This is a genomic window from Phenylobacterium sp. (assembly GCF_016793225.1).
Classification (GTDB): Bacteria; Pseudomonadota; Alphaproteobacteria; order Caulobacterales; family Caulobacteraceae; genus Phenylobacterium.
The window spans coordinates 1-12,674 of record NZ_JAEUMN010000139.1; the positions used below are offsets into that span (position 1 = coordinate 1).

16 protein-coding genes and 1 tRNA gene are annotated in these 12,674 nt (G+C 71.3%); 8 read left to right on the top strand and 9 right to left on the bottom strand.

Features of this window, described 5'->3' with window-relative positions:
* Positions 1 to 9: 9 nt before the first annotated feature.
* Positions 10 to 86, top strand: a tRNA-Met gene (locus tag JNK30_RS16110).
* A 55-nt stretch (positions 87 to 141) separates the two neighbouring features.
* Here the strand turns inward: JNK30_RS16110 and JNK30_RS16115 are convergent.
* The 6 genes from JNK30_RS16115 to pyk all read right to left on the bottom strand — a co-directional run bounded on the left by JNK30_RS16115 (position 142) and on the right by pyk (position 4,341).
* On the bottom strand, positions 142 to 558 hold the full coding sequence (locus JNK30_RS16115; protein ID WP_293483686.1) for a YbaN family protein: 417 nt from the start codon (positions 556 to 558) through the stop codon (positions 142 to 144).
* A gap of 56 nt (positions 559 to 614) precedes the next feature.
* The gene (locus JNK30_RS16120; protein ID WP_293483688.1) at positions 615 to 941 is read right to left on the bottom strand and encodes a hypothetical protein; all 327 of its coding nucleotides are present in this window, start codon (positions 939 to 941) and stop codon (positions 615 to 617) included.
* A gap of 48 nt (positions 942 to 989) precedes the next feature.
* Positions 990 to 1,604 (bottom strand): glutathione S-transferase family protein, encoded by a 615-nt coding sequence (locus JNK30_RS16125; protein WP_293483690.1) that lies wholly within the window; start codon positions 1,602 to 1,604, stop codon positions 990 to 992.
* Between the two features lie 41 nt (positions 1,605 to 1,645).
* Positions 1,646 to 2,569, bottom strand: a complete 924-nt coding sequence (locus tag JNK30_RS16130) for a phytanoyl-CoA dioxygenase family protein (protein WP_293483692.1) — start codon at positions 2,567 to 2,569, stop codon at positions 1,646 to 1,648.
* Positions 2,566 to 2,841 (bottom strand): hypothetical protein, encoded by a 276-nt coding sequence (locus JNK30_RS16135; protein ID WP_293483694.1) that lies wholly within the window; start codon positions 2,839 to 2,841, stop codon positions 2,566 to 2,568. Before JNK30_RS16135 ends, JNK30_RS16130 begins: the two co-directional genes overlap by 4 nt.
* A gap of 63 nt (positions 2,842 to 2,904) precedes the next feature.
* A complete protein-coding gene (pyk, locus tag JNK30_RS16140; protein WP_293483696.1) occupies positions 2,905 to 4,341 on the bottom strand; it encodes a pyruvate kinase in 1,437 nt (478 codons plus the stop codon).
* Positions 4,342 to 4,480: 139 nt separating this feature from the next.
* Here pyk and JNK30_RS16145 point away from each other — a divergent pair, with 139 nt between their 5' ends.
* Both JNK30_RS16145 and JNK30_RS16150 read left to right on the top strand, forming a co-directional pair.
* Complete coding sequence (locus JNK30_RS16145) at positions 4,481 to 4,828, top strand: DUF1428 family protein (protein ID WP_293483697.1); 348 nt, start codon at positions 4,481 to 4,483, stop codon at positions 4,826 to 4,828.
* 153 nt (positions 4,829 to 4,981) lie between these two features.
* Entirely contained in the window at positions 4,982 to 6,790 is a 1,809-nt protein-coding gene (locus JNK30_RS16150; protein ID WP_293483698.1) for a transglycosylase domain-containing protein, read from the top strand.
* A gap of 18 nt (positions 6,791 to 6,808) precedes the next feature.
* On the opposite strand, the gene JNK30_RS16155 is transcribed toward JNK30_RS16150, so the two are convergent.
* Positions 6,809 to 7,399 carry a TetR/AcrR family transcriptional regulator gene (locus JNK30_RS16155; protein WP_293483700.1) on the bottom strand — a complete coding sequence of 197 codons (591 nt, stop codon included), beginning with the start codon at positions 7,397 to 7,399 and terminating at the stop codon, positions 6,809 to 6,811.
* Positions 7,400 to 7,531: 132 nt separating this feature from the next.
* Here JNK30_RS16155 and JNK30_RS16160 point away from each other — a divergent pair, with 132 nt between their 5' ends.
* The 3 genes from JNK30_RS16160 (at position 7,532) to JNK30_RS16170 (ending at position 10,692) form a co-directional block, all read left to right on the top strand.
* A complete protein-coding gene (locus JNK30_RS16160) occupies positions 7,532 to 9,541 on the top strand; it encodes a redoxin domain-containing protein (protein WP_293483702.1) in 2,010 nt (669 codons plus the stop codon).
* Between the two features lie 143 nt (positions 9,542 to 9,684).
* The gene (locus JNK30_RS16165) at positions 9,685 to 10,353 is read left to right on the top strand and encodes a bifunctional 4-hydroxy-2-oxoglutarate aldolase/2-dehydro-3-deoxy-phosphogluconate aldolase (RefSeq protein WP_293483703.1); all 669 of its coding nucleotides are present in this window, start codon (positions 9,685 to 9,687) and stop codon (positions 10,351 to 10,353) included.
* Between the two features lie 63 nt (positions 10,354 to 10,416).
* Positions 10,417 to 10,692, top strand: a complete 276-nt coding sequence (locus tag JNK30_RS16170; RefSeq protein WP_293483704.1) for a hypothetical protein — start codon at positions 10,417 to 10,419, stop codon at positions 10,690 to 10,692.
* Here JNK30_RS16170 and JNK30_RS16175 read toward each other — a convergent pair whose 3' ends face one another.
* Entirely contained in the window at positions 10,693 to 11,088 is a 396-nt protein-coding gene (locus tag JNK30_RS16175; protein WP_293483705.1) for a DUF5367 family protein, read from the bottom strand.
* Between the two features lie 107 nt (positions 11,089 to 11,195).
* Between JNK30_RS16175 and JNK30_RS16180 the strand changes: the two genes are divergently transcribed.
* Together JNK30_RS16180 and JNK30_RS16185 are read left to right on the top strand one after the other, a co-directional pair.
* Positions 11,196 to 11,624 (top strand): hypothetical protein, encoded by a 429-nt coding sequence (locus tag JNK30_RS16180; protein ID WP_293483707.1) that lies wholly within the window; start codon positions 11,196 to 11,198, stop codon positions 11,622 to 11,624.
* Positions 11,625 to 11,679: 55 nt separating this feature from the next.
* Positions 11,680 to 12,312: a hypothetical protein gene (locus JNK30_RS16185; protein ID WP_293483709.1), complete on the top strand. Its 633-nt coding sequence runs from the start codon at positions 11,680 to 11,682 to the stop codon at positions 12,310 to 12,312.
* Between the two features lie 106 nt (positions 12,313 to 12,418).
* Here JNK30_RS16185 and JNK30_RS16190 read toward each other — a convergent pair.
* Positions 12,419 to 12,674, bottom strand: a 256-nt coding sequence (locus tag JNK30_RS16190; RefSeq protein ID WP_293483711.1) for an aldo/keto reductase, incomplete at its 5' end; no start/stop codon positions are given.

The window sequence follows — 12,674 nt, forward strand, 5'->3', positions numbered from 1 at the left end:
CAGGTTTGCCGCGGGGTGGAGCAGCCCGGTAGCTCGTCAGGCTCATAACCTGAAGGTCACAGGTTCAAATCCTGTCCCCGCACCCAAGATCCAGACGGCCCCGCAGCGATGCGGGGCCGTTCGTTTGTGCGCTGGTCCCGCTCACGCGTTCGGGCGGGTGACCAGGTAGACGGCGACGGCGCTCAGGGTCGCGCCCACGCCGGCCAGGACCCACGCGTTGCGCGTCGTCAGGGCCACGATGCCGAAGCTGGCGGTCATCAGGACGATGGCCGTGACCTTCGCCTTGATCGGAATCGCCCCGCGCTCCTGCCAGTCGCGCAGGAAGGCTCCGAAGCGCGGGTGGTTGCGCAGCCGCTCGGCCAGTTCGGGCGAGCTCTTGGCGAAGGCCCACGCGGCCACGAGCAGGAACGGTGTGGTGGGCAGGATCGGGAGGAACACCCCGGCGGTGGCCAGTCCCACGGCCGTCCAGCCGACGCCGCGATAGATCAGCGCCCCCAACCGGCGTCGCGCGGATGCGGCAGGGGCCTCGGGCGGCGCGGGCTCTGGCGTCGACGTCATCGTCCGCCCTCAGTGGTCGGCCGGGACGATCTGCACAAGTCCCGAGCGCCGAGTCGTCAGCGGCGCGGTGCGTACGGCGCGAGGGACAGCGGCGCCGGTGTGTCGCGCCGATCCGCCCGGGGCGCCGGCGAAGGGGCGGAGGTGACGGTGGCCCGCACGGGTCCGAAGCCGAAGCTGACGTCTCCGTGGGCCGGGGGTCCGGAAAGTCCGGCGGTCGGGCGGCCCGCGCCTGCGAAGCTGTCCTGCAGCGACGCTGCGGGCCCGGAGGCCGGCTTCAGGTGCTGCGCCACGTCCGCAGGGCGCGCGGGCGTCCCGGAGACGGTCAGTGCAAGCGCCGGCGTCGCGGCGACAAGCGCCAGGGCGGCGAAGAGGACGAGACGCATGCCGGACTCCTGTGGACGGCAGAGCGTGGCGCCAGCCGGCGGGCGGGGTCAACCCGCGGCGTGCCGGCTCCGCGCGGCCTGCGCGGCCGGTCGGGTGTGGCAGCGCATCAGCCAGTCGGCGACGGCGGGGTTTCGCTCGAACGAGATCCTGCGGGCGCGCGACGGCGAGAGTACGCCCGCCACGTTCAGGTCGGCCACGGTGAAGTGGTCGGCCGCCAGCCAGGATCGCCCGGTCAAGGCGCGCTCGAGGACGCCGAGGCTTCGCGCCACTTCCGCGTCCGCCGCCTCGCCCGCCTGCGCCAGGAGGCCGGCCAGCCGCTCGTCCTGCTGGACCCACGGCTCGAGCTGGCCCTGCGCCCAGAAGCTCCATCGCAGGACGTCGGCGACGGCCTGCGGACCATGCGGGTAGAGGGGCTCGGGGCCTGCGTCGCCGTATCGCTGCGCGAGGTGCAGCGCGATGGCCATGGATTCGGCGACCACGACCCCGTCGTCCACGATCATCGGAATCGCGCCGGCGGGGTTCAACGCCAGGAACTCGGGCGACTTCAGCGCGGGGGAATTCCATTCAAGCGGCGCATGCTCGTACTCGAGACCCAGTTCAGCCGCGATCCAGAGCGTACGCATCGTACGCGAGCGGGCCGATCCATAGATGACGAGCGCCATGACCCAGGCTGAGGCTGCGCCGCGCGCCCCGTCAATCGCGTTCAGGCCGCGGTGTTCTCGAGCCGGGTCAGCCAGTAGTCCGCGTCGTAGTCCGCCTCGCCGGTCAGGTAGCGCCAGAGCTTGATGCGGTTCACGAACTCCAGCCGCCCCGTGTCCTGCTCGAACCAGGGCTCGGGGGTCATCAGGATCGTCTCGACCGTGTCGGGCGCGGGTGGGGCCTTGCGGAAGAAGATCGGCCGCGGGGCCGGCGGGCCGTTCAGGTCGGACGCGTCCCACTGGCGCACCTGGGATCCGGAGGCGTTCGCGCGGATCTTGAACATGTAGCGCGTGCGGTCGGATCGATTGACCCCGCCGCCGTGCCAGAGCCCGTGGTGCAGGAAGAGCAGCGTGCCGGCCGGGCAGACCATGTGCTGCTGGCCCCGTATGTTCTGGTAGCGGCCGACGGCGACCTCGGAGACCTTGCGCAGGTGGGTGCCGGGCACGAAGCGCGTGCCGCCCATGTCGGCCGTCACCTCGTGCGGGTAGTACATGAGCTGGACGTCGAACCGCAGGCGCGGGTCGATGGTGGAGTCCTGGTGCGTGTGCTGCGACACGTTCTCCGCGCCGCCCGCCTCGTAGTAGGCCGGCGGGAAGGTGATGTGCAGGAAGTGGTGGTCGAAGACCGGCGCCTCGCCCAGCAGGCTGCGGAACGCGCCGGCCACCCGCGGCAGCGCCATCAGGCGGCCCAGCGCGCTGTCCGCCGGATAGGTGTCGGTCAGGGGGCGCCCGGGCGGCGCCTCGGGGATGCCGCTGCCCGCCAGGGTCTGGGCATAGACCTGCATCACCCGCCGCCCCTCGGCCGCAGCCTGCACCGCGCCGGCCTCCGCCATGAACTGCTCGTTGATGTCGGCGGGCACGGCGGCGTCGAAGCGGAGGAAGCCGCGCGCCACGAAGCGGGCGACCTCGACCGAGCTCAGCAGGGTCATGGCGCGATCTCCACGAGCTGTTCGAACCAGAACTCGTACTTCAGATAGGCGAGGTCGAACTCTTCCCCGCGCGCGTGCGGATTGAGCTGCGACGCCTGGAACAGGCGCCAGCCGTCGCGCAGCGCCGCGAGGCCGGTGGGGTAGGGCGGCGCGTCCTGATCGCCGGCCATCCGGAAGGTCTCGCCGGTTCCGTCGTACATCGACCAGGCCACCACGGGCGCGTCGAGCGCCGAATTCGCCAGGTAGAGCACGAGCACCTTCTGCCGTCGCACGTGTCGGATTCCCCCTGGACACAGCTTGGCACGGCCGCCGGAAAAGGCCAGCGCGGGGCGGCCTCAGGTGACCTGCGTCACCCGAAGCGAGTTGGTGCCGCCGGAGCGTCCGAACGGGACCCCTGCGATCACGACGATCTCGTCCCGCCGCCGCGCGAAGCCCGACTGGCGCGCCAGGGCGGCCGCCTGCGACACCGTCTCGGTCATGGTGTGGGTGGCCTCTGAGGTCAGGGCGTGCACGCCCCAAACCAGCGCCATGCGCCGCGCCGTCTGCAGGCTGGGCGTCAGGCCCAGGATCGGCGTGTCCGGCCGCTCGCGGGACATCCGGATCACGGTGCGGCCCGAGAGCGAGAACGCCGCGATCGCCTTGGCCTCGATGGTCTCGGCCACCTGCCGGGCGGCTGCGCAAATGGCGTCCGCGGACGACTTCTCGGGCTTGGGCCGCATGCCGGTGCGGGCCGCCTTGAGGTCGCTGTCCTCCTCGATGCGCGCGACGATGCGGTCCATCATCCGCACCGTCTCCACCGGATACTTGCCCGCCGCGCTCTCGGCCGAGAGCATCACGGCGTCGGCGCCGTCGAACACCGCGGTCGAGACGTCGGAGGCCTCGGCGCGCGTGGGCGCCGGGTTCTCGATCATGCTCTCCATCATCTGCGTCGCCACGACCACGGGCCGCCCGAAGCGGTGCGCGGCGCGGATCAGCCGCTTCTGCAGCAGGGGCACCTCTTCGGCGGGCATCTCCACCCCGAGGTCGCCGCGCGCCACCATGATGGCGTCGGAGAGCCGCAGCACGTCGTCGATGCAGGCAAGGGCGCCCGGCTTCTCGATCTTCGAGAGGATGAACGCCCGGTCGCCGACCAGCTCGCGCGCCTCGGCCACGTCGTCGGGGCGCTGGACGAAGGACAGGCCGATGTAGTCGCAGCCGTGCTCCAGGGCGAAGGCGAGGTCCGAGCGGTCCTTCTTCGTGAGCGCGGGAATGGGCAGCGTCAGTCCCGGCAGGTTCACGCCCTTGTGGTCCGTGAGGCGCCCGCCGACGATGACGCGGGTGTCGAGGAATTCCGGCGTCTGGCGGGTCACCTCCAGCCGGATGCGGCCGTCGTCCAGCAGCAGCAGCGATCCCGGCCCTGCGGCGGCCATGATCTCGGGGTGCGGCAGCTGGGCCCGCTGGCTGTCGCCTGGCCGCTCCTGCAGGTCGAGCCGGAAGCTGCGGCCCCACTGCAGGACGACCCCGCCGCCGGCGAAGCGGCCGACGCGCAGCTTCGGGCCCTGGAGATCGGCGAGGATGCCGATGGGGCGGCCGGTCTTCTTCTCGATGCGGCGGATGCGGTCGACGACGGCGGCGTGGTCGTCCTGGGCGCCGTGGCTGAAGTTGAGGCGGAAGACGTCGGCCCCCGTGCGGAAGAGCTCCTCGAGCTTCTCCGGGCTCGACGAGGCAGGGCCGATGGTGGCCACGATCTTCACCCGCCGGCGGCGCCTTATGCCTTCAGCCACCCGGGCCATCTCCCTGCCGAATCCTGGGCCCCAAGGTGACCTTCCGCCCTCGCACAGGCAACCGTCGCCGGGAGAAACAGGTTGCCTGATTGTCGGGACGCGGGCGGGGCGCACGTCCTTGGGCCACACCATCGCGATGGAGGATGACATGACTTACGTGGACGGCTTCGTTCTGGCGGTTCCGAAGGCCAAGCTCGACGCCTACAAGGCGCAGGCGGCCCTGGGCGCCCAGGTCTGGATGGAGCACGGCGCGCTCTCCTACGTCGAGGCGCTGGCCGACGACACGCCCTATGGAGAGCTCACCTCTTTTCCGCGCTCCGTCATGGCGCAGGACGACGAGGTGGTCGTCTTCTCGTACATCACCTACGCCGACCGGGCGGCGCGCGACGCCGTTCTCGCCAAGGTCATGGCCGACGAACGGCTAAAGAACACCGAGATGGCCTTCGACGGAAAGCGAATGATCTACGGCGGATTCCAGATCTTCGTGGAGGCGTAGGGCCGCGCCCGCGGCGGGCGTGCAGTTCGCGTGCAGGCGCGGTCCGAAAGTGACGTACTCGCGCCGCATTACCGGGAATTATCTTGGCGTGGACGCGTGACGGGGGGAGACAGGCTCCGGACGACCGCATTCGTGGGGAGCTGAGCCTTAGCCTTGATCGCCCTCGCCGCCGCCATGCAGCTGTCGATCGGGGGCGTGGACCTGCCGCGCCTGCCGCCGATCGAGCGCCCGCCACAGATCACCTACCTCGACCGCAGCGGCGCCGTGATCGGCGTGCGCGGCGGCCGCTACGCCCCGCCCCTGGACGTGAGCCGCCTGCCGAAGCACGTGCCCGGCGCCGTGATCGCGATCGAGGACCGCCGCTTCTACGAACACGCGGGCGTGGATCCGCGCGGCGTCGCCAGCGCCATCGTGGGCGCGCTCGACGGCGGCCGGATGCGCGGCGCCTCGACCATCACCCAGCAGACCGCGCGCCTGCTGTTCCTGAACCAGGACCGCACGCTGGAGCGCAAGGCCATCGAGGCCGCCTACGCCGTCCAGCTGGAGCGCGCCTACAGCAAGCCCCAGATCCTGGGCATGTACATGAGCCGGGCCTACTTCGGGGCCGGGGCCTACGGCTACGAAGCCGCGGCGCAGCGCTATTTCAACAAGCCCGCGGCGAAGCTCTCGATCAAGGAAGCCGCCATGCTGGCGGGCGTCCTGAAGTCGCCCACCAACTACAATCCGATCGAACAGCCCGAACGGTGCCTGGAGCGGGCCAATCTGGTGCTGGACGTGATGGTCGAGACCGGGGTGATCACCGCCGCCCAGGCCGCGAAGGCCAAGGCGCAGAAGCCGCGCGTCTGGAAGACGCCGCCGAACGGGGCGTCCCAGTACTTCGTCGACTGGGTGGACGGGCAGGTCCGCCAGATGATGCCGAAGCTCAGCCGCGACCTCACGGTGGAGACCACGCTGGACCAGGCCATGTCGCGGGCGGCGGGCGATGCGGCGCGCGCCGTGGTGGCCGCCCACAAGGCCCAGTCCGCCGAGCAGGCGGCGATCGTCGCGGTGGACGGGCAGGGCCGGGTCCGCGCCCTGGTGGGCGGCACGGACCACGCGCGCGCGCCCTACAACCGGGCCGTCTCGGCCCGGCGGCAGGCGGGCTCGGCCTGGAAGCCGTTCGTCTACCTCACCGCCCTGGAGCAGGGCCGGACGCCGGAGACGCCGGTGACCGACGAGCCCGTCACCATCGCCGGCTGGTCGCCGAGCAACTACGAGACCGGCGTCTTCCTGGGCCCCATCACGCTGGAGACGGCGCTGGCCAGGTCGGTCAATACGGTGGCGGCGCGCGTCGCCGACGAGGTGGGCCGGCCGGCGGTGGCGGCGACCGCGCGGCGCGTGGGCATCCAGTCGGCGGTGAACACCGATCCGGCCATGGCGCTGGGCACGACGCTGGTGTCGCCGCTCGAGATGACCCAGGCCTACGCCGCCTTCTCCAATGGCGGCCAGCGCGTCCAGGCCTACGGGATCGAGCGGATCCGGCAGGGCGGCAAGGTGATCTACCAGAAGCGGCCGTCGGCCCCGGCGCCCGCGGTCGCCAATCCGGCGCTCAGCGACCTCAACCGTATGCTGCGCACGGTGATGACCGCCGGCACGGGCGGACGCGCCAACGTCCCCGGCTACGACCTGGCGGGCAAGACGGGCACCACGTCGGACTACAAGGACGCCTGGTTCTGCGGCTACACGGCCAACTTCGCCAGCTGCGCCTGGATGGGCCGCGACGACGCCAGGCCCATGGGCCGCATCAGCGGGGCGACGGCGCCGTCCGAGATGTGGCGCAGCTTCATGACCGTCGCGCTGAAGCGTGTTCCCAGGGCGCCGATCCCGGCCGGCGCGCCGCCCGCGGTCCCGCTCCCGGCCGTCCAGGTCGCGGCCCAGGCCCTCCCGGCCGAGGCAGCCTCGGACGAACCCCCGACGGACTAGCTCCCACCGGTCTGCCTCTCAGGCGCTGGGCAGGAGCCCCTGCGGCGGGTCGGCGCGGAGACCGTGCACGGGGGTGAGGACCGCGCGCTCGATCATCTCAGCCATCGTGTCGGCGTCCACGTCCTCGAAGTGGTTCAGCCACCAGGCGAGCAGGTTCAGGATCGTCGACACCAGGTGGAAGAGCAGCAGGTCGTCGAGCGGTCCGCGGGGCGACGACGCCCGCGCCCGGCTCATGGTCTCCAGCGTCTGGCGCAGCATGCCGGTCCGCACCGTTTCGCCGGCGCCGCCGGCGATCAGGGCCCGGTGGATGGGCAGGTTGTCCTCGACGAAGGCGCAGAGCGAGCGCGCCGCGCCGCGGCGGTCCTTCGCCAGGAGCAGCGGCCGCACGCGGCCGAGGAACGCCTGGGTCAGCATGTCGGCGACGTCCGCCAGCAGCGCTTCCTTGTCGGCGTAGTGGCGGAAGAAGGTCGCATAGCCCACGCCCGCCCGCGCGGCGATGGCGCGCACCGTGATCGCCTCGAGGGACCGCTCGGCGGCGAGGTCGATCATCGCCTGCCGCAGCGCCTCGCGGCTGCGCACCACGCGGGCGTCCAGAACGCTGGTTGACATGGCGTGCGAGGCTTCCGTTATGATCCACTGTATATCGTAAGTGTCCCGACGCCCCGTCAAGCGAACCCTGCCCCAGACCTTGCGGCCGGCTGTTCCGACGGCGGCGGAACGAGGGCTAGGGGAGGACCGGGAATGATCACTTCGAAGACCGCGCGACGCGTGGCGCTTGCGGCGTCGCTGGCGGCCGCCGCGCTGGTGGGCGCGAGCCTTTCCTCCGGCGCGGGCGCGCAGGCGCCGGCGGCCCAGCCGGTCGACGACTTCGTGCTGCCCGACCAGCACTATCTGGCGCGCCAGCTCTACCGCATGAGCGATGCGCCGGCGGTGGTGATCATCACCCACGCGGCGGGCGACGCGACGATCCGCAAGGACGCGCCGGCCTACATGGCGCTGAAGGCGGCCTACGCGCCAAGGGGCGTCGAGTTCATGATGGTGAACTCGAAGCTGGGCGACACCCGCGAGAAGGTGATCCCCGAGGCCAAGGCGGCCGGGATCGAGATGCCGATCCTGTTCGACTACAACCAGCTGATCGGCGAGGGCCTGGGCGTGACGCGCGCCGCCGAGGTCTTCGTGATCAATCCCAAGACCTGGACCGTGGCCTATCGCGGCCCCGTCGATGGGGCGAAGGCCGCGCTGGAGGGCGTCATCGCCGGCGAGAAGGGCGGCACGGTCGTCCGCACCGCGACGGGCGGCGCCATCCCGTTCCCCGAACGCGGCAAGGCGCACGAGAAGATCAGCTACGCCAAGACCATCGCGCCGATCATCGAGAAGAAGTGCGCCACCTGTCACCAGCCCGGTGGCATCGGCCCCATGGCGCTGAACAGCTACGAGCAGGTGAAGGGCTTCTCGCCCATGATCCGCGAGGTGATCCGCACCCATCGGATGCCGCCGTACCTGGCCGACCCGACCGTGGGGGCCTTCGCCGACGACGACCGCCTGTCGGCCGACCAGATCAAGACCCTGGTGCACTGGGTCGAGGCCGGCGCGCCGCGCGGCAAGGGCGAGGACCCGCTGGCCAAGATCAAGTTCCAGGCGCCGGACTGGCCGCTCGGCAAGCCGGACGTGATCGTCGAGATTCCCGAGATCAAGATCCCGGCCACCGGGGTGATGGACTATACGCGCCCGGTGGTGCCGAGCGTGCTGACCGAAGGCCGCTGGATGAAGGCGACCACCTTCCGCGTCACCGACCGGCAGGTGGTGCACCACATCCTCACCGGCGTGGTCGAGGGCGAGCATAAGCACGGCGCCACAGCCAGCGAGAGCCAGTGGGGCGCCTCGCTGGGCGGCTACGGCCCCGGCCGCGGCTCCAACATCTCGCCGAAGGACACCGGCACCTGGGTGCCCCCGTCGGGCGGGATCGCCTTCCAGAACCATTACACGCCCTATGGCCGCGAGACGGTCGAGAAGACCCAGATGGGCCTCTACTTCTATCCCAAGGGCCAGGAGCCGAAGTACGTGCTCCGCACCTTCGGCATCTTCGACTTCTCGCTGGTGATCCCGCCGGGGGCGGAGTGGCACCAGGAGAGCGCCTACATCGATGTGCCCAAGGAGATGGTGCTCTACGGCCTGACCCCGCACGCGCACCATCGCGGCGGTTCGGTCCAGGTCTCGGTCATCTACCCGAACGGCAAGGAGCAGCGGCTCCTGTCGCTGCCGCGCTACGAGTTCGAGTGGCAGTACGAGTACTTCCTGAAGGAGCCGCTCAAGATCCCGGCGGGCTCGAAGGTGGTCACCCGCTGGACCTTCGACAACTCCAAGCGCAACCCCTCGAATCCCGACCCGAAGGTCGAGGTGCGCTGGGGCGAGCAGTCCTCGGAGGAGATGCTCGCGCTCTACCTCCACTACCGCTGGACCGACGAGACCGTCGCCAACCAGAAGCCCGAGAACGACAAGCTGATGCAGGCGGGCCTGATGATCGGCGTCATGGACGACGACATGAACGGCAAGCTCACCAAGGCCGAGCTCAAGGGCAACATGGGCGAGAACCTGGGCAAGTACTTCGCCATGATCGACGCCAACAAGGACGGCGGCGTCGACCGCAAGGAGCTCGACGCGGCGATGAAGCTGATGCCGCGGCGGCGCGGGGGCGGCAACGCCGCCGGCGGCGCCCCGACCCCGGCCGGCGGCGTCCCCGGCGGCTTCTGAGGCGGGAGAGGGCAGGCTCCGAACGGGTGGTGGAGAGGGGGTAAGCCTCCATCTCGGCCGCCCCCGTTCCCGCGCCCGGAGGGAGGGGTGGGCGCATCCGTGGCGGGTGCGGTAGAGTCGGCCGCCTCTGCCTGGAGTCTCCGATGCCGCGCGACCGCCTCGTCACCCTGAACGCCCTGACGGATCAGGGGGTTGTGCCGGTCTTCTACCATCCGGATCCCGAGGTCTGCGCTGGCGTGATCCAGGCCTGCGCCAACGGCGGGGCCAAGTGCATCGAGTTCACCAACCGGGGCGACTTCGCCGCCGATGTGTTCCGCGAGGTGACACGCCACTTCGCCAAGGTGGACCCCACCGTGATCATGGGCGTGGGCTCCATCGTGGATGCGCCGACCGCGGGGGTCTATCTGGCGCACGGGGCCAACTTCGTGGTGGGGCCGGTGCTGAACGCCGAGGTGGCGCGGCTCTGCAACCGCCGCATGATCCCCTATTCGCCCGGATGTGCGACGCCGTCCGAGATCAGCACGGCGCACGAACTGGGCTGCGAGATCGTCAAGCTGTTCCCGGGCAGCACGGTGGGCGGGCCCGAGTTCGTGAAAGCGGTCCTGGGTCCGATGCCGTGGACCAAGATCATGCCCACCGGGGGCGTCGACGCCACCGAGGCGTCGCTGAAGCCCTGGTTCGACGCCGGCATCGTCGCCTGCGGCATGGGCTCGAACCTGGTCACCAAGGCCCTGCTGGAGGCCGGCGACTACGCGGGCATCGAGCAGCGGGTGCGCGAGACGGTCGAACTGATCCGGCGCCTGAGGGGCTGACGAGCCTGGGTTTTGTCCCCGGCGGCCGCGGCGTTACAATCGGGCAGGACCTGGATGGAAGCCATGAGCGACGCGATCGGCCCCGGCGACCTGGTGCTCTGCGTCAACGCGGCGCCGAACCACGTCACGGGACGCCCCGTGCCCCTGCAGGCGGGCGAGACCTACCGGGTGATGGGCGTGATGGACTACGCCTGCCCCTGCGGACGCTCCGACGCCCTGATCGACGTGGGCGTGGACTTCGCGTGGTGTCAGACCCGGTTCCGGCTGCTGCCGAAGCCGAAGGCCCAGGCGAAGACGCGAAAGGTCTCGGCGCCGAAGGAGACCGAGACCGTCAGGTGATCACGCCCCGCCGCCCTCTGCGCGCAGTTGGACGACCACGGCATACATGAGCATGGCGGCGTTGCCGAAGAGGATGAGGGCGGCATAGGGCCCGGCGTTGACCGGCGAAAGCCCGGTGATCGGCGCGAACGCCAGCGTATAGGCGACGGCTCCGAACAGCCCCGGCAGCGCCGTCGCCACGGCGGCGGTCACGGCGTGGCGCGGCGGGGTCCCGCGCCAGTTCATGATCGAGCGCAGCAGGAGGCAGACCGTGATCGCGACGCTCACCGCGGCGGCGGCCAGCACCAGGGGTCCGTTCTCGAACAAGACGGCGCCGCCGAGCCGGAAGGTCACGGCCCCGCCCAGCCAGACGCCGAAGCCCAGGAGGGCGAGCACGCCCAGTTCGCGACGATCCATGACGTTCCCCCAAGTCCCGAGGCCAAGCTTAGCCTATGTGGCCCGGAGCGCATCCCCGGCCGGCGCCGGAGGCTGGACGCGGCGGAGCCAGCCGGTAGGGTCGGGCCATGCGCCGCACGCTTCTCGCCCTTCTTTCGACCTTCGCCGCCGGCGCGGCCGTCGCCCAGGTGACGACGCACGACCTTGCGGTCCAGGCGCTGATGGCGACGAAGGTGAACCCGGCGGCGCTGGCGTTCTGGGCCGGCGGCAACGATCCGCCCGAAGGCGAGACCGCGGCGCAGGCCGAGGCGCGCTGGGCGGCGGCGCTGAAAGGCGCGCAGGATCTGCAGGCCGGCGGGCGGGACCTCCTGAAACACTCCCGCCCGGGCCGCTGGGACGAGTTCGCCCGGCTGATGATCGAGGGCGGCGAGAAGGGGGAGGCCGCCGCGCGCGCGAAGGACATGGACGCAGCGTTCCTGGTGGGCGGCGATCAGGTCTACAACGCCTGCAACGGCTGCCATAAGACCTACATACCGACCCCGGCTCGCCTCCCGTAGCGCGCCGCCCCGGAACCGCCACATCCCCGCCGCGAACACCATGCAACGGAGCCCGATGCGCTCGACCGCCCTCGCGCTCGCCCTGAGCCTCCCTGTCCCCCTGCTGCTCGCGGCCGGGACCGCCGCCGCCGAACCGGTGCAGGAGGCCCGCTCGGCCGTCGGCGCCTGCCTGGCCGCCGTGATCGACGCCGCGCCCGTGGAGGACATCGACGGCGACGACGTCACCATCCGCCGCGGGAAGGACCCCGTCAGCTGCACCGTCCGGGTGACTGCGGGCGAGCCGGTGGTGATCCGCGAAGCGGTGCTCGCGGCGCTGAAGCGGCGGGCCGAGCTGTTCACGCCGGCCCGCACCCGCTGGGAGGCCGGCGCCTGGGCCTCGCGGGAGACCTTCTGCAACCTGCCCGGCCGACGGGCGCTCGCGGTGTTCGTCTCGACGGCCAAGCCGGGCGCGCAGCCCGTGCTGACGGCGACGGTCTTCGAGGACCGGACCCGGGACAAGCGCTGCGACCAGGATCTCGGCGTCCAGACGGTGGCGGCGGCCGAACCTTTGGCCCCGCCCACGGCCACCGCCGCGGCGCAGGCCACCACCGCCGCGCCCGAGCCGGCTCGCGTCCCGGCGCAGGCCGAGGCGCCGAAGAAGAAGCGCAGCCTGCTGTCCAGGATCCCGGGCCTGGGGAAGAAGGACTAGAGCGCGTTCCGAAAAGTGGGAACCGGTTTTCGGATCCGCACGCGCTCAAGTTATTGACCTAGAGCCTCATTTTCCCGTTCAGACGGTTCCGTCTGGGGGTGAGGCTCTAGGCGGCCGCCACCGCCTCCACGATGCGGCGGCGCTGGGCGGCGTCGGGCAGCGGCCCGCGCGCGGCGCCGAGGTTGTCGAGCACGTGGCGGGGGTTCCGTGTCCCGGGGATGGCGCAGGTGACCGCCGGATTGGCGAGCACGTACTTCAGCAGGATCTGTCCCCAGCTCGCCGCGCCGATCTCGGCCGCCCACGACGGCAGCGGCAGGCGGCGGACGCGGCTGAAGAGGTCGCCGCCCGCGAAGGGCCGGTTG